A 15,230-nucleotide genomic window follows, 5' to 3' on the forward strand; every position below is an offset into this window, starting at 1 on the left:
TGTATAACCTGCCGGGCAATTTTGCTTACCCGCAATGTTGGATAAACCTTTACATCATCACCACGTCAAACTGCTCCTGAGTATAGAGCGGTTCGACCTGGACTTTGACCTGTTTACCAACGAAAATTTCCACTTCCGCCAGCGCGTGAGACTCTTCACTCTTTAACGCTTCCCCTACTGCCGGTGAGACATACACCAGGAAGCGATCGGAATCGTATGCATGATGCACCCGGACAATCTCGCGCATAATTTCGTAGCAGACGGTTTCGACGGTTTTTAACGTGCCGCGCCCTTTACATACCGGGCAGTCGCGACACAGCACGTGCTCAATGCTTTCTCGGGTCCGCTTACGCGTCATTTCCACCAGACCAAGCTGTGAGAAACCGTTAATCCCGGTTTTCACCCGATCCTTACTTAACGCGGTTTCAAGCGAGTGCAGCACCCGACGGCGATGCTCCTCATTATTCATATCGATAAAGTCGATAATAATAATGCCGCCCAGGTTACGTAATCGCAGCTGGCGGGCAATCGCCTGCGTTGCTTCGATATTGGTATTAAAGATAGTTTCATCGAGATTACGATGGCCGACAAACGCGCCGGTATTGATATCGACGGTAGTCATCGCTTCGGTTTGATCGATAATCAGGTAGCCACCAGACTTCAGTTCCACCTTACGATCCAGCGAGCGCTGAATTTCGTTTTCAACATCAAACAGATCGAAGATCGGCTGCTTGCCGGTATACAGCTCAAGCTTGTCGGTCATCTCCGGAATATATTCACTGGTGAACTCCACCAGGTGTTCGAAGGTCAGACGTGAATCAATGCGCACCCGATCGAGCGCCGCCCCGGCAAAGTCGCGCAGCACGCGTTGCGATAGCGCCACTTCGCCATACAGACGGCAACGCGTCTGATTACGCTTCTTACGCTCGATGACTTTCGTCCATAAGCGCTTCAGAAAGGCCGCGTCGGATGCCAGCTCATCCTCACCGACGCCTTCAGCAGCGGTGCGAATAATATAACCACCCAGCTCATCGCAATAGCTCGATACCACCGCTTTCAGGCGATCGCGTTCGGCTTCACTTTCGATACGCTGTGAGACGCCAACATGTGAAGCGCCGGGCATAAACACCAGGTAGCGCGACGGCAGTGTTATATCGGTAGTCAAGCGTGCGCCTTTGGTGCCGAGCGGATCTTTTACGACCTGCACCATCAGATCCTGTCCCTGACGCACCAGCTCAGAGATATCACGCACGCTGAAGTTCTTCTGCTCTTCACCGGCGACGCATTCGGTATGCGGCATGATGTCAGAGGCGTGCAAAAATGCGGCTTTATCCAGCCCAATATCGACAAAAGCCGCCTGCATACCCGGTAACACCCGGCTGACGCGACCTTTATAAATATTTCCGACAATGCCGCGACGCGCTTCGCGCTCAATATGAATCTCTTGCAGAATTCCACCATCGATGTACGCAACCCGCGTTTCCGATGGCGTAACGTTAACCAGCAATTCAGCCGTCATGTTGTCCTCTCAGTTCACGCAGAGACTGGAAGTGGCTGAACAGCTCTGCTGTCTCAACCAGAGGGAGTCCGACAACTGCGTGATAACTGCCATTAATTTTTCTGACAAAGTTACCGCCAAGCCCCTGAATACCATAGGCCCCGGCTTTATCCATCGGCTCGCCGCTGGCGACATAGCTGGCAATATCCTCCGCTGATAAGATGCGGAAAGTGACGTCAGTGGTCACCAGACAATCAAGCACCTGCTGCGAGTCGGCCAGCGCCACGGCGGTCATCACCTGATGGGTGGCACCGGAAAGTTTCGCCAGCATTTCGCGGGCATGCTGTTGATCCCGGGGTTTTTCCAGCACTTCACCGTCGAGCACTACGATAGTATCTGCTCCGAGCACCGGCAAATCCAGCGCAGCAACCGCCACACCAGCCAGCGCTTTATCGCGCGCCAGGCGCAGCACATAGTGCGCGGCAGCTTCGCCGTCACCACGCTGCTCTTCAACTTCAGTCGCCAGCCGTTCGAAACGCAAGCCAAGCTGCGTCAACAGTTCACGTCGGCGCGGTGAACCGGAAGCAAGATACAGAGATAGCATAGTTGTCCTTATTGAACAGCGAATTGACGGCGGATCTTTCTCATCAATAAGAATAGCCAGGGCCAGAGAATACCGTCGACGACACTGCTCCAGAAAATTTCTGGTCGGAATGAGACATTAATTACTAAGAATTCAGCCCAGAAAACAATGACATCCATTGCCAGCGACAGAACCATAACCATTAATGCTTGCTGCCACAATGCCAGGTTGCGGAACAGCTGGAATTTAAACGCCACCAGATAGGCGATAATACTTAGCGCCAGCGCACGCACGCCCAGTGTGGAACCGGAGATGAGGTCCATGATGCCCCCCATCAAAAATCCGCTGCCGACATTAACCCGATGCGGCAGCGCCAGCACCCAGTAAATCAGAATCAGCAGCAGCCATGATGGCCGGAACATATAGAACTGATCCGGCCAGGGCATAATTTGCAGCACCAGCGCAACCAAAAAGGAGAGCCAGATAACCCAACGACCATGGCTGCGATAGCTACTCAAGGCTGACCTCCACGGCTGACGGGTGGGTTACGTCCGCTGCCGCTGGCGGCAGGTTGTTGGCTGTTGGTCGAGGGTGCAGTGGCCGCTGGCGGCGTGGTCAGCGCGGCGGGTGCCGGTGGCCCCATCGCACTGGCAGGCGGCAGCACCTGCGGCATCATCTGCATCAGGCGCTCGTTAGCAACGCGATGAACTTCATCCGGTGCCATTGGCATATCACCACGCGTATCCGCGCCCCACAGCAGCAGCAGATAACGTAACCGCTGCAAGCCGGCCGTCGGACGCGCCTGAATCACGGTGTAAGCACGCTGGGTATCCACTTTGACCGAGGACACAACGCCAACCGGATAACCTTCCGGGAAGCGGCCGCCCAGCCCTGAGGTGACCAGCACATCGCCCACGCGGATATCGGTATTACCCGGCAGATGTTCCAGCTGCAGATCTTCAGTACAACCATTACCGGCGGCAATCACGCGAATATCATTGCGTAATACCTGAATCGGCAGCGCATGTGAGGCATCACAAATCAGCAGCACCCGACTGGTGACTTTGCCAACGGCAACCACCTGCCCGACAACGCCTTTATCACTGATTACCGGCTGACCTTCATAAACACCGTTGATGCTGCCTTTGTCGATCACCATCTGATCGGTATAAGGATCGGTTCCGGCAGAGATCACCTGAGTGACCATCTTATGTTCATCCTGACGCAGTGGCGAGCCAAGCAGCTCACGCAGGCGCGCGTTCTCCTGCTTAAACTGGCCCAGCATCAGCAGCTCACTGTTTTTCAGGAAGAGTTCGCGATGCAACGCTTTATTTTCCAGCTCTAATTGCTGGCGGGAGGCCAACGTTTCAGAAACGTTGTCCAGAATTTGACGTGGCCCATTGGCCAGAAAATAGAATGGACTGACAGCAGTGTCCATATAGGTGCGAATCTGGGTAAAAGCCCCCACTCGACTGTCGGCAACGATAACTCCAATTGCCACGATAACCGCCAAAAAAAGGCGCAGCTGCAGGGATGGACCCCTGCTGAAAATCGGCTTCATAAACGCAGCGTATTCCTCGACATCAAGAAAAGGGAGTGATGGCCTGACCACCACTCCCCTGGCAGATTATTCTTCGCTGAACAAATCGCCGCCATGCATGTCGATCATTTCCAGCGCTTTACCACCGCCGCGCGCGACGCAGGTCAGTGGATCTTCTGCGACAACAACCGGAATACCGGTTTCTTCCATCAGCAGACGATCGAGGTTGCGCAGCAGTGCGCCACCTCCGGTGAGCACCATACCGCGCTCGGAAATGTCGGAAGCCAGCTCCGGCGGGCACTGTTCCAGTGCAACCATTACCGCACTGACGATGCCGGTTAACGGCTCCTGCAGCGCTTCAAGAATTTCGTTGGAGTTGAGCGTAAAGCCACGTGGCACACCCTCAGCCAGGTTACGCCCACGAACTTCAATTTCAATCACTTCATCACCCGGATAAGCCGAGCCAATGCCGTGCTTGATACGTTCAGCCGTCGCTTCACCAATCAGTGAACCGTAGTTACGACGCACATAATTAATGATGGCCTCGTCGAAACGGTCACCGCCGATACGAACAGAAGAGGAGTAAACCACACCATTCAACGAGATAACGGCAACTTCGGTAGTACCACCACCGATATCCACGACCATAGAACCGGTCGCTTCAGAAACAGGTAATCCGGCACCGATAGCCGCAGCCATTGGCTCTTCAATCAGGAATACTTCGCGAGCACCTGCTCCCTGAGCAGATTCGCGGATGGCACGGCGTTCAACCTGCGTTGCGCCGACCGGCACACACACCAGCACACGTGGGCTGGGGCGCATAAAACTGTTGCTGTGAACCTGCTTGATAAAATGCTGCAGCATTTTCTCGGTCACAAAGAAGTCAGCGATTACGCCGTCTTTCATTGGGCGAATTGCGGCGATGTTACCCGGCGTACGGCCCAGCATCTGTTTTGCGTCATGACCGACAGCCGCTACGCTCTTTGGGGAGCCAGCGCGATCCTGACGAATAGCAACGACCGAAGGCTCATTCAGAACGATGCCCTGTCCTTTCACATAAATAAGGGTATTGGCGGTACCCAGGTCGATGGACAAGTCGTTGGAAAACATGCCACGAAATTTTTTAAACATACTAAAGGATAATCCTGCAAGCTGGGGGCGGAAAATAAAATCCGCTTACTTTACCAACCACACGAGGCAGCTACAAGGCGCCAGAGCGTTCTGATTCGGTGAAAAGTCAGGCAATTTCTTGCTCATGACATAACCGCAATAGCGACATTACAACCGTAGCCCTGAAATCAGGCACTGTGCTTTCAAAATTATGGCTGGCAAGCGGACATAACATACATAAAATTTAACATTTTTAGGTTTCATCGGTTCACCGACGAAGCCGCCTCGAACCACAACCGCGCGGCTATTCTACGTGAAATCGAGGTTAACGGCAGACTAAACTCGATATCTTTGCGAATATTTTTTTACGTTGCTGTTAACCGGCTGAGAGGCGGCAAAAAAGTCACCCTGACCGCCTGCTACGCCCAGCTCCGACAACGTCTGCCACTCGGATCGTGTTCTGACACCTGCGGCGAAAACACGCGTCGGTGTCACCTTGCATACCTCGATCAAACTTTGTACAAACAGCTGATTCTCAGTACGACGTTCAATATCGCGTACCAGCCCAGGGTGAAGCTTAATAATTTCCACCTTGACCTGTTTAAGATACGCGGTACTCACCATGGTTAATCCTGCCTGGTTGACGGCAATCCGACAGCCAAATCCTTCAAGTAACTGGAAAACTGGCTGTAGTCGATTGATGTGTTGACACACATCCGCTTCTGCAAGTTCAAATAAAATACGTTTTCTTTGCAATTTAGTGCATTGCAGCAGGCTATCACGCAGCCAGCGCTGGAAAGTACGCTGCAATAACGCATCGACGGTGACTGGCATCGCCAGCGTTTCTTCCGGCCAGACGCTCAGTAACGTGATAATCCGTGTGACCAGCAAACGGTCGTAGCTCTCTGCCAGCCCCATTTGTTGAACCGGCTGCATATACTCAGCAGGCAGCAGCTCTTTCTCACCATCAAAGATGCGCGTCAGCATTTCCCGATGATGGACATTACCTTCGCGGGTTACCGCCGGTTTCTGGTACAGCCGTGGCCCACCGAGGTTGAGCGTATGTTCCAGCAGCGTGCGCCATTTAACACTGCCACGCCCCATCTCACTGGTATTCCCCTCACCAACCGACCAGTTGTTGCCGCCCAACAGCGTGGCGTGACGCGTCGCCAGCTCAACATTCTCCATGACCTGTTGGGTGCTTTGGCCGCTGCGCCAGGCGCTGATACCGATGTGGATCATATCGTTACGATCCAGCATGCGCATCGGCGGCAGCGAATCCACTGCCTTAATTAGCTGGCTGGCGATGCTGTCGGCATCCTTTAAGGTGCGGTGCGGTAATAACACCGCAAAGTCACTGCGAAAATAGCGCGCCAACAGCGCGCCTGGATAGCGCATCACAAAGGTCGACAGCATATTGACCAGATCGAACAGATAGTCCTGACGGGTGTTCTGCACATTGTGTTCGCGCAGGGTGTCTAAATCTGGCAGGCGGATCATCATGACCACCCCATGCGCGCCAACGTCCTCCGCATCTTCCAACAGGGTAGCGAGCTGATTATCAAAAAACAGCCGATTATGCAGTCCGGTTTTGGCGTCCTGGGCGGCAAAGGCGCGGATCAGCGTATCAACGCGGATATGCTGTTCACCGGCTTCCTGCAGATCGTTGAGTAACAGATCGATAGCACCGCTGGCTTTAGGCGGCCATTCATGCACCGAACCGCGCTCAATACTGGCGCGCTCGCCGAGGATCACTCTTTGCGCGCGTGACTCGAGGCTCTCCATCCCTTTCAACTGGCGGTAGAGCCAGCGGTGAGAGAGCAGCAGAATCATCATCATAATAATGACCACGCTGACCACCGCGATCACCGTTGAAGTACCAATAAATGAACGGAACCAGGTATTGGCCGGATCGAGCCAGAGGATACGTACCCTCATTTCCGGATGCTTAATCAGCGTGATTTCCGACTGGCTGAAGCGGTTAGGCTCATCTTCGATGAGTGCATTTTGATGGCGGTTGAGTGACAGCAAAGTGTGGAGGTTATCGTGAATCTCGATACGTTCAATGTTGAGCGGCGGCATCATTTTGCGCAGCCAGGGTTCCAGTTCCGCTGCCGTGCTGTACATCAGCGACTGATCGATTTCGGTGGCGATAGTCTGAACCCGCTGCTCGACTTTCTGATAGCTGAGATAGAAGAAACTGAACGCACAGCCCACTAACATCAGCAACATTGCCAATGCACTGAGCAAAGTGATAAACGCAGATAGTTTGGTGGTTAATCGCATCCTTGTGCCTTTTAACTGCGGTGATAAACAACGCCATTAACCAAGCGAGAGGCGATCTGAGGTTAATAACAGTGAAAAAGAGCCGCGCTGAGTCATCAGAATCAGCTTAATGGTAGAAAATAACATAACCGAATGCGCTTTTGTTTGCGCCGCCGCAGTTTACGCCTATTTTTGGCGAGTATAGTTATAGCAACTACATTTTCAGCAGATTGACGGATTATTTCAGGAGATTCTTATGCAAGCATTGCTATTAGAACAATCCGAGGGGAAAACCCTCGCCACCGTAAAAACGGTCTCCCGTGATTTATTGCCGCCAGGCAATGTCACAGTGGATATCAGTTGGTCTGGTATTAATTATAAAGATGCGCTGGCGATCACCGGTAAAGGAAAGATAATCCGCAATTTCCCGATGGTGCCGGGTATTGATTTCGCCGGCACCGTCCATCACAGCGAAGATCCGCGTTTTCATACTGGCCAGGCAGTACTGCTGACCGGCTGGGGCGTCGGTGAACAGCACTGGGGTGGTCTGGCAGAGCAGGCGCGGGTAAACGGCGACTGGCTGGTAGCGATGCCGGAAGGACTGGACGCGCGCAGGGCGATGATTATCGGTACCGCCGGTTTTACTGCCATGCTGTGCGTAATGGCGCTGGAAGAAGGTGGCGTGACGGCGGATAGCGGAGAGGTGCTGGTAACCGGTGCCAGCGGCGGCGTGGGCAGTACTGCAATCGCTCTGCTCAGCGCGCTGGGCTACCGCGTGGTGGCGGTAAGCGGTCGCGAAAGCACGCACGATTATCTGCGCCAGTTGGGTGCCAGCGAGATTCTGCCGCGTAGCGCATTTAACGGCGAGACGCGCCCACTGGAAAAACAGCGCTGGGCAGGAGCGATTGATACCGCCGGCGATCGGGTGCTGGCCAGCGTACTGGCGCAAATGAACTATAACAGCACCGTCGCCGCCTGCGGTCTGGCTGGTGGTTTTTCGCTGCCGACCACGGTAATGCCGTTTATTCTGCGCAATGTGCGCCTGCAAGGCGTGGATTCAGTAATGACACCCGCTGCACGCCGCAGTGAAGCCTGGAAACGTTTACTGAAGATCCTGCCTGCATCGTTTTATCAGCAGGCGACCCGCGAAGTACCGCTGGCCGACGCGGCCGACGCGGCAGCGCGACTGCTTAATAATGATGTTACCGGTCGTACGCTGGTCAAAATCGCGTAACCGGCACAGGACGCGAGGGAGCGCGTCCAGGAAATTTCATATTTTCCGGCAAAAACTCGCCAGTTAAGCCAGCTTGCACCATGCTGATTGCAGTCTCTTCTCCTGCCATGAGGGCGTTCTGATGAAGCCTGTGAATAAACTGACTGAAGCCGACGTTACGCCGGAAAGCGTATTTAACCAGCGCCGCCGCGATATTATAAAAACACTCGGTCTCAGCGCCGCCGCCATGACGCTGCCGGTTACCGCGCGTGCCGACCTGCTGTCGTGGTTTAAAGGCAATGACCGCCCTGCTGCACCTTCCGGTAAACCACTCGATTTCACCAAGCCTGCCGCCTGGCAGACCGATTTAACCTTAACGCCGGAAGATAAAGTTACCGGCTATAACAACTATTACGAGTTTGGCCTTGATAAGGCCGACCCGGCGGCGAATGCCGGTTCGTTGAAAACCACCGACTGGAAAATCCGTATCGACGGTGAAGTTGGCAAGCCAATGACGCTGGATATGGATGACATCTTTAAGCGTTTTCCGCTTGAGCAGCGAATCTACCGCATGCGCTGCGTTGAAGCCTGGTCAATGGTGGTGCCGTGGGTAGGTTTTGAGCTGGGCAAGTTGCTGAAAGCCGCCGAGCCCACCAGCAATGCGCGCTTTGTCGCTTTTCAGACGGTGTATGCACCGGACCAAATGCCCGGCCAGCAGGACCGTTTTATTGGCGGCGGCCTGAAATATCCGTATGTTGAAGGGCTGCGGCTGGATGAAGCGATGAACCCGCTGACGCTGTTAACCACCGGCGTGTACGGTAAAGCATTACCCCCACAAAATGGCGCGCCCATCCGCCTGACGGTGCCGTGGAAATATGGCTTCAAAAATATCAAATCAATTGTGCATATCAGCCTGACCCGCGATCGCCCACCGACCACCTGGAACCTGGCAGGTCCGGAAGAATACGGCTTCTATGCCAACGTGAATCCTCATGTTGACCATCCGCGCTGGTCGCAGGCTACCGAGCGTTTTATCGGTTCTGGCGGCATTCTGGACGTAAAGCGTCAGCCAACCCTGCTGTTTAACGGCTATGCCGAACAGGTGGCCTCACTGTATCGCGGGCTGGATTTGCGGGAGAATTACTGAGTGCGCCTGACACTAAAACAGATTACCGCGCTGAAGGTGCTGCTGCACCTGGCGGCTTTTTTGCCGCTGCTGTGGTTGATCCTTTCTGTCGATCAGGGGTGGTTCAGCGCCGATCCGGCGAAAGATATTCAGCATTTTACCGGCCGAATGGCGCTGAAACTGCTGCTGGCGACGCTGGTGGTCACCCCGCTGGCGCGCTACGCCAGGCAGCCGCTGCTGATTCGCACCCGCCGACTGCTCGGTTTATGGTGTTTTGCCTGGGCCACGCTTCATCTGATCAGTTATTCACTGCTGGAGCTGGGGATCAGCAATCTGCGACTGCTCGGTCAGGAAGTAGTTACCCGCCCTTATCTGCTACTGGGGATGATCAGCTGGCTGCTGCTGCTGGCACTGGCACTGACTTCATTTCAGAAAGCCCAGCGCGCTCTTGGCCGTCGCTGGCAGACTTTGCATAATTTCGTCTATCTGGTGGCGATCCTCACACCGATTCACTATCTTTGGTCGGTGAAGATTTTGTCGCCACAGCCGGTAATTTACGCCATTATTGCAGCGATCTTGCTGGCATGGCGTTACAAGAAGTTTGCTAAGTGGTTTTCCAAATAGCCCCAGATAATGTGTTCCAGCCCGCATATCCTGCAGACAACCGCCAGCCATCATCGGCTCGCGGTTGATAATCTTCGCTGATAAGACCAGTATTTAGCTGCTAATTGCAACGAAATCGATATAATGCCCGCCTTTGCAGGCAATGTGGCGCCAATTTTCATCCTGAAGGGTGACAAATGGTTTTTCACAAGGTATTTTACGCGTTGCCTCAATTATTGCAGGAGATAGCAGCAAGATGGCAGTCAACTTTCATATTCTGCTTTTGAACGGTCCCAACCTCAATTTGCTGGGCACGCGAGAGCCTGAAAAATACGGTAAGACCACATTAGCCGAGATTGTCAGTGACCTGACCTCGCAAGCTGACGCGCTGCAGGTAAAACTCAGCCATCTCCAGTCAAATGCTGAACATGCGTTGATTGATCGCATTCATCAGGCAAAAGGCAATGTCGATTATATCGTCATTAACCCGGCGGCATTCACCCATACCAGCGTGGCTATTCGCGACGCGTTGTTGGCAGTGAGCATTCCGTTTATCGAAGTGCATCTCTCCAATGTGCATGCCCGCGAGCCTTTTCGCCATCATTCATATCTCTCTGATATTTCTGCGGGCGTGATCTGTGGACTTGGCGTCGACGGTTATTCCTGGGCTTTACAAACGGCAGTAAAACGCCTGTCACATTCTAATTAAACAGAGTACGGAACCAAACTCATGGATATTCGTAAGATTAAAAAACTGATCGAACTGGTTGAAGAATCAGGCATCGCTGAACTTGAAATCTCTGAAGGTGAAGAGTCAGTTCGTATCAGCCGCTCCCCTGCAAACATGGGCTACCCAATGATGCAGCAGGCTTACGCATTACCGGCTATGCAACAGCAGCCAGCTCTGGCTAATGCAGTAGCACCAGCTACCACTCCGGTAATGGAAGCGCCGGCAAGCGCTGAGATCAGTGGCCATATCGTACGTTCCCCAATGGTCGGTACTTTCTACCGCACGCCAAGCCCGGACGCAAAAGCGTTTGTGGAAGTGGGCCAGAAAGTGAATGCAGGCGATACCCTGTGCATCGTTGAAGCGATGAAAATGATGAACCAGATCGAAGCCGATAAATCCGGCGTTGTTAAAGCGATTCTGGTCGAAAGCGGTCAGCCAGTTGAGTTTGACGAGCCGCTGGTAGTCATCGAATAACGAGGCGAACCATGCTGGATAAAATTGTAATTGCAAACCGTGGTGAGATCGCGCTGCGCATTCTGCGTGCCTGTAAAGAACTTGGCATCAAGACTGTGGCTGTGCACTCCAGCGCGGACCGCGATCTGAAACACGTCCTGCTGGCCGACGAAACCGTGTGTATCGGTCCGGCCCAGTCGGTCAAAAGCTATCTGAACATTCCTGCGCTAATCTCTGCCGCTGAAATTACCGGCGCGGTAGCGATTCACCCAGGCTATGGCTTCCTGTCCGAGAACGCTGACTTTGCTGAGCAGGTTGAGCGTTCTGGCTTTATCTTTATCGGCCCGAAAGCTGACACTATTCGCCTGATGGGTGATAAAGTTTCGGCGATCAATGCGATGAAGAAAGCCGGTGTTCCGTGCGTACCTGGGTCTGACGGCCCGCTGGGTGACGACATGGAAAAAAACCGTGCCTTCGGTAAGCGCATCGGTTATCCGGTCATCATCAAAGCTTCTGGCGGCGGCGGTGGTCGTGGTATGCGCGTTGTGCGTCAGGAAAAAGATCTGGAACAATCCATTAATATGACCCGTGCGGAAGCGAAAGCCGCTTTCAACAACGATATGGTCTATATGGAGAAGTATCTGGAGAATCCTCGCCACATTGAGATCCAGGTTCTGGCCGACGGCCAGGGTAATGCGATCTATCTGGGTGAACGTGACTGCTCAATGCAGCGTCGTCACCAGAAAGTGGTTGAAGAAGCACCAGCACCAGGCATCACCAGCGAAATGCGTCGTTTTATCGGCGATCGTTGTGCGAAAGCCTGTATCGAAATCGGCTATCGCGGTGCGGGGACTTTCGAGTTCCTGTATGAAAACGGCGAGTTCTATTTCATTGAAATGAACACCCGTATTCAGGTTGAACATCCGGTTACCGAAATGATTACCGGCGTTGACCTGATCAAAGAGCAGCTGCGTATTGCTGCTGGCCAGCCGCTGTCAATCAAGCAAGAAGAAGTGGTTATTCGCGGTCATGCGGTGGAATGCCGTATCAACGCCGAAGATCCAAACTCCTTCCTGCCGAGCCCGGGTAAAATTACCCGCTTCCACGCACCAGGTGGTTTTGGTGTGCGCTGGGAATCGCATATTTACGCCGGTTATACCGTACCGCCGTATTATGACTCAATGATTGGTAAGCTGATCACTTACGGCGAAAACCGTGACGTGGCGATTGCGCGCATGAAGAATGCGCTGGCTGAGCTGATTATCGACGGCATTAAAACTAACGTCGAACTGCAGATGAAAATCATGTCCGACGAAAACTTCCAGCAGGGTGGCACCAATATCCACTATCTGGAGAAAAAACTCGGCCTGCAGGACTAACCGTTCTGATATCGCCAGTTTGTCGTAAAGGCCGGTTTAACCGGCCTTTTTCTTGCGGATTTTTTGCTGAATTATCAGTTGAGGTTGACTTATGGATGCACGTTTTGTGCAGGCGCATAAAGAAGCGCGCTGGTCGTTTGCTCTGGCAGTCGCCTATCTTGCCGCCTGGGCATTAAGCGCCTGGCTGGCTGGCAATGAGATTGGTTTTACCGGGCTGCCGCGCTGGTTTGAACTCTCCTGCCTGTTTGTGCCGCTACTGTTTATTTTTCTCTGCTGGTTGATGATTCGCGTGGTTTTCCGCGATATTCCGCTGGAGGACGATCGTGCAAATTGAAGTGCTTCTGCCACTACTGGGCTATTTGCTGCTGGTCGCCGGGTTATCGGTGTATGCGGTGCGCAAACGCTATGAAGGCAACTTCCTTAACGAATACTTTCTCGGCAGCCGCTCAATGGGCGGTTTCGTATTAGCCATGACGCTTACCACCACCTATATCAGCGCCAGCTCGTTTATCGGTGGCCCGGGAGCCGCCTATAAATATGGTCTGGGATGGGTGCTGCTGGCGATGGTGCAGGTACCGGCGGTCTGGCTGTCACTGGGCGTGCTGGGCAAAAAGTTCGCTATTCTGGCGCGACGCTACAATGCGGTGACGCTGAATGACATGCTGTACGCCCGCTATGGCAGCACGCTACTGGTTTGGTTCGCCAGCCTGAGTTTGTTAGTGGCGTTTATCGGGGCGATGACGGTGCAGTTTATCGGCGGCGCTCGCCTGCTGGAAACCGCCGCCGGCATTCCTTACGACAGCGGTCTGCTGATATTCGGCCTGACTATCGCGCTGTATACCGCATTTGGCGGCTTCCGCGCCAGCGTGCTGAATGATGCAATGCAGGGGCTGGTGATGCTGGCAGGGACTTTCCTGTTGCTGTTTGCCGTGATTCACGCGGCGGGCGGCATGCACGCGGCGATTGATAAGCTGCAGAAAATCGATCCGCAGCTGCTGACCCCGCAGGGTGTCGATCAGATTATCAGCCCGACCTTCCTCGCGTCATTCTCAGTACTGGTATGCTTTGGCGTGATTGGCCTGCCGCATACTGCGGTACGCTGCATCTCGTATAAAGACAGCAAAGCGGTGCATCGTGGCATTATTATCGGCACCATTGTGGTGATGATTCTGATGTCTGGCATGCATCTGGCGGGAGTGCTTGGCCGCGCGGTGATACCGGATCTGAAAATACCCGATCAGGTGATCCCGACGCTAATGATCACCGTACTGCCGCCGTTCGCCGCCGGGATCTTTCTTGCTGCGCCGATGGCAGCGATCATGTCAACGATCAACGCCCAACTGCTGCAATCCTCTGCAACGATCGTGAAAGATCTCTATCTGCGCCTGCGTCCACATCAGCTAACTAATGAACCACTGCTGAAACGCATGTCCGGCATGATAACGCTGGTGCTTGGGTTATTATTATTGCTGGCGGCGTGGAATCCACCCGATATGATCATCTGGCTTAATCTGCTGGCCTTTGGTGGTCTCGAAGCCGTCTTCCTCTGGCCGCTGGTGCTGGGGCTGTACTGGGAGAAAGCCAATGCGGCAGGTGCACTGAGCGGGATGCTGGTCGGTGCCGCTGTCTATACGCTATTAGCCAGTTTAGATATTCAGCTGCTGGGCTTTCATCCGATTGTTCCTGCCCTGCTGCTGAGCCTGATCGCATTTTTGATCGGCAACTTGTTTGGTCGCCCGGCCCCGCAGCCTGACGACGCATCCACCCTATTAGAGTAAGAGAATCGCTATGCCCTGGATACAAATTAAGATCAACACCACTGGTGCTCATGCCGAAGAGCTGGGCGATGCGCTGATTGAACACGGCGCGGTATCCGTTACTTTCCAGGATACCCACGATAATCCGGTATTTGAACCGCTGCCGGGCGAAACGCGTCTGTGGGGCGATACCGATGTGATCGGACTGTTTGATGCCGAAACCGATATGCACGACGTGGTTGCCGGTCTGCAATTTCACCCGCTGCTGGGCGAAGGTTTTCACCACAAGATCGAACAGATCGAAGACAAAGACTGGGAGCGCGAGTGGATGGATAATTTCCATCCAATGCGTTTCGGCAATCGTCTGTGGATCTGCCCAAGCTGGCGCGACGTGCCCGATCCTTCTGCGGTGAATGTCATGCTCGATCCCGGCCTGGCGTTTGGCACCGGTACTCACCCGACGACCGCACTGTGCCTGGCGTGGCTTGATGGCCTCGACTTGCAGGGCAAAACCGTCATCGACTTCGGCTGTGGCTCCGGCATTCTGGCGATTGCAGCTCTGAAACTGGGTGCCGCGCAGGCGATTGGCATCGATATCGATCCGCAGGCGATTCAGGCCAGCCGCGATAACGCCGAGCGTAACGGTGTTTCAGAGCGTTTGTCGCTCTACCTGCCGCATCAGCAGCCGGAAAACCTGTCTGCCGACGTGGTGGTAGCCAATATCCTCGCGGGTCCGTTACGTGAGCTGTCACCGCTAATTAGCGTGCTGCCAAAACAGGGCGGACACCTCGGCCTTTCCGGCGTACTCGCCAGCCAGGCAGACAGCGTTTGTGAAGCCTATGCTGATAAATTTGCTCTTGATCCGGTCGCCGAAAAAGAGGAATGGTGCCGGATTACAGGCATTCGCCGCTAATTACCGGTTTTCCAGCGCCGCTACCCTTTCCACTTAGGTGAAACTCTGTAGCGGCGCTTT

General features: G+C 53.9%; 15 protein-coding genes. 9 read left to right on the plus strand and 6 right to left on the minus strand.

Features of this window, described 5'->3' with window-relative positions:
• Nucleotides 1-49: 49 nt before the first annotated feature.
• The 6 genes from rng to csrD all read right to left on the minus strand — a co-directional run bounded on the left by rng (nucleotide 50) and on the right by csrD (nucleotide 7,017).
• On the minus strand, nucleotides 50-1,519 hold the full coding sequence (gene rng / locus ACP3TC_RS19395) for a ribonuclease G (RefSeq protein ID WP_313855294.1): 1,470 nt from the start codon (nucleotides 1,517-1,519) through the stop codon (nucleotides 50-52).
• A complete protein-coding gene (locus ACP3TC_RS19400; RefSeq protein ID WP_313855293.1) occupies nucleotides 1,509-2,102 on the minus strand; it encodes a Maf family protein in 594 nt (197 codons plus the stop codon). Before ACP3TC_RS19400 ends, rng begins: the two co-directional genes overlap by 11 nt.
• An 8-nt stretch (nucleotides 2,103-2,110) precedes the next feature.
• Nucleotides 2,111-2,599 (minus strand): rod shape-determining protein MreD, encoded by a 489-nt coding sequence (gene mreD / locus ACP3TC_RS19405; RefSeq protein WP_313855292.1) that lies wholly within the window; start codon nucleotides 2,597-2,599, stop codon nucleotides 2,111-2,113.
• On the minus strand, nucleotides 2,596-3,642 hold the full coding sequence (gene mreC, locus ACP3TC_RS19410; protein ID WP_313855291.1) for a rod shape-determining protein MreC: 1,047 nt from the start codon (nucleotides 3,640-3,642) through the stop codon (nucleotides 2,596-2,598). Before mreC ends, mreD begins: the two co-directional genes overlap by 4 nt.
• A 66-nt stretch (nucleotides 3,643-3,708) precedes the next feature.
• Nucleotides 3,709-4,752: a rod shape-determining protein MreB gene (gene mreB, locus ACP3TC_RS19415; RefSeq protein ID WP_052898226.1), complete on the minus strand. Its 1,044-nt coding sequence runs from the start codon at nucleotides 4,750-4,752 to the stop codon at nucleotides 3,709-3,711.
• Between the two features lie 315 nt (nucleotides 4,753-5,067).
• Nucleotides 5,068-7,017 (minus strand): RNase E specificity factor CsrD, encoded by a 1,950-nt coding sequence (gene csrD / locus ACP3TC_RS19420; protein WP_313855289.1) that lies wholly within the window; start codon nucleotides 7,015-7,017, stop codon nucleotides 5,068-5,070.
• 235 nt (nucleotides 7,018-7,252) lie between these two features.
• Here csrD and ACP3TC_RS19425 point away from each other — a divergent pair, with 235 nt between their 5' ends.
• The 9 genes from ACP3TC_RS19425 to prmA all read left to right on the plus strand — a co-directional run bounded on the left by ACP3TC_RS19425 (nucleotide 7,253) and on the right by prmA (nucleotide 15,170).
• Entirely contained in the window at nucleotides 7,253-8,230 is a 978-nt protein-coding gene (locus tag ACP3TC_RS19425) for an MDR family oxidoreductase (protein WP_426817072.1), read from the plus strand.
• A gap of 121 nt (nucleotides 8,231-8,351) precedes the next feature.
• Entirely contained in the window at nucleotides 8,352-9,356 is a 1,005-nt protein-coding gene (gene msrP, locus ACP3TC_RS19430) for a protein-methionine-sulfoxide reductase catalytic subunit MsrP (RefSeq protein WP_426817073.1), read from the plus strand.
• A complete protein-coding gene (gene msrQ, locus ACP3TC_RS19435; protein WP_313855285.1) occupies nucleotides 9,357-9,959 on the plus strand; it encodes a protein-methionine-sulfoxide reductase heme-binding subunit MsrQ in 603 nt (200 codons plus the stop codon). It abuts the gene before it with no gap.
• 235 nt (nucleotides 9,960-10,194) lie between these two features.
• A complete protein-coding gene (gene aroQ / locus ACP3TC_RS19440) occupies nucleotides 10,195-10,647 on the plus strand; it encodes a type II 3-dehydroquinate dehydratase (protein WP_313857564.1) in 453 nt (150 codons plus the stop codon).
• Between the two features lie 21 nt (nucleotides 10,648-10,668).
• Nucleotides 10,669-11,142 carry an acetyl-CoA carboxylase biotin carboxyl carrier protein gene (gene accB, locus ACP3TC_RS19445; RefSeq protein ID WP_313855284.1) on the plus strand — a complete coding sequence of 158 codons (474 nt, stop codon included), beginning with the start codon at nucleotides 10,669-10,671 and terminating at the stop codon, nucleotides 11,140-11,142.
• 11 nt (nucleotides 11,143-11,153) lie between these two features.
• On the plus strand, nucleotides 11,154-12,500 hold the full coding sequence (gene accC / locus ACP3TC_RS19450; protein ID WP_313855283.1) for an acetyl-CoA carboxylase biotin carboxylase subunit: 1,347 nt from the start codon (nucleotides 11,154-11,156) through the stop codon (nucleotides 12,498-12,500).
• A 91-nt stretch (nucleotides 12,501-12,591) separates the two neighbouring features.
• Entirely contained in the window at nucleotides 12,592-12,834 is a 243-nt protein-coding gene (locus ACP3TC_RS19455; RefSeq protein ID WP_313855282.1) for a YhdT family protein, read from the plus strand.
• Entirely contained in the window at nucleotides 12,824-14,278 is a 1,455-nt protein-coding gene (panF, locus tag ACP3TC_RS19460; protein ID WP_313855280.1) for a sodium/pantothenate symporter, read from the plus strand. Before ACP3TC_RS19455 ends, panF begins: the two co-directional genes overlap by 11 nt.
• Before the next feature lie 10 nt (nucleotides 14,279-14,288).
• Nucleotides 14,289-15,170, plus strand: a complete 882-nt coding sequence (prmA, locus tag ACP3TC_RS19465) for a 50S ribosomal protein L11 methyltransferase (RefSeq protein WP_313855278.1) — start codon at nucleotides 14,289-14,291, stop codon at nucleotides 15,168-15,170.
• Nucleotides 15,171-15,230: the final 60 nt, after the last annotated feature.

The organism is Winslowiella sp. 2C04 (assembly GCF_050037805.1).
Classification (GTDB): Bacteria; Pseudomonadota; Gammaproteobacteria; order Enterobacterales; family Enterobacteriaceae; genus Erwinia; species Erwinia toletana_A.

Excerpts from the sequence above, each read along its gene's own strand:
- rng (WP_313855294.1), bottom strand. The coding sequence starts at position 1,519 with ATGACGGCTGAATTGCTGGTTAACGTTACGCCATCGGAAACGCGGGTT.
- ACP3TC_RS19400 (WP_313855293.1), bottom strand. The coding sequence starts at position 2,102 with ATGCTATCTCTGTATCTTGCTTCCGGTTCACCGCGCCGACGTGAACTG.
- mreC (WP_313855291.1), bottom strand. The coding sequence starts at position 3,642 with ATGAAGCCGATTTTCAGCAGGGGTCCATCCCTGCAGCTGCGCCTTTTT.
- mreB (WP_052898226.1), bottom strand. The coding sequence starts at position 4,752 with ATGTTTAAAAAATTTCGTGGCATGTTTTCCAACGACTTGTCCATCGAC.
- csrD (WP_313855289.1), bottom strand. The coding sequence starts at position 7,017 with ATGCGATTAACCACCAAACTATCTGCGTTTATCACTTTGCTCAGTGCA.
- ACP3TC_RS19425 (WP_426817072.1), top strand. The coding sequence starts at position 7,253 with ATGCAAGCATTGCTATTAGAACAATCCGAGGGGAAAACCCTCGCCACC.
- msrP (WP_426817073.1), top strand. The coding sequence starts at position 8,352 with ATGAAGCCTGTGAATAAACTGACTGAAGCCGACGTTACGCCGGAAAGC.
- aroQ (WP_313857564.1), top strand. The coding sequence starts at position 10,195 with ATGGCAGTCAACTTTCATATTCTGCTTTTGAACGGTCCCAACCTCAAT.
- accB (WP_313855284.1), top strand. The coding sequence starts at position 10,669 with ATGGATATTCGTAAGATTAAAAAACTGATCGAACTGGTTGAAGAATCA.
- accC (WP_313855283.1), top strand. The coding sequence starts at position 11,154 with ATGCTGGATAAAATTGTAATTGCAAACCGTGGTGAGATCGCGCTGCGC.
- ACP3TC_RS19455 (WP_313855282.1), top strand. The coding sequence starts at position 12,592 with ATGGATGCACGTTTTGTGCAGGCGCATAAAGAAGCGCGCTGGTCGTTT.
- prmA (WP_313855278.1), top strand. The coding sequence starts at position 14,289 with ATGCCCTGGATACAAATTAAGATCAACACCACTGGTGCTCATGCCGAA.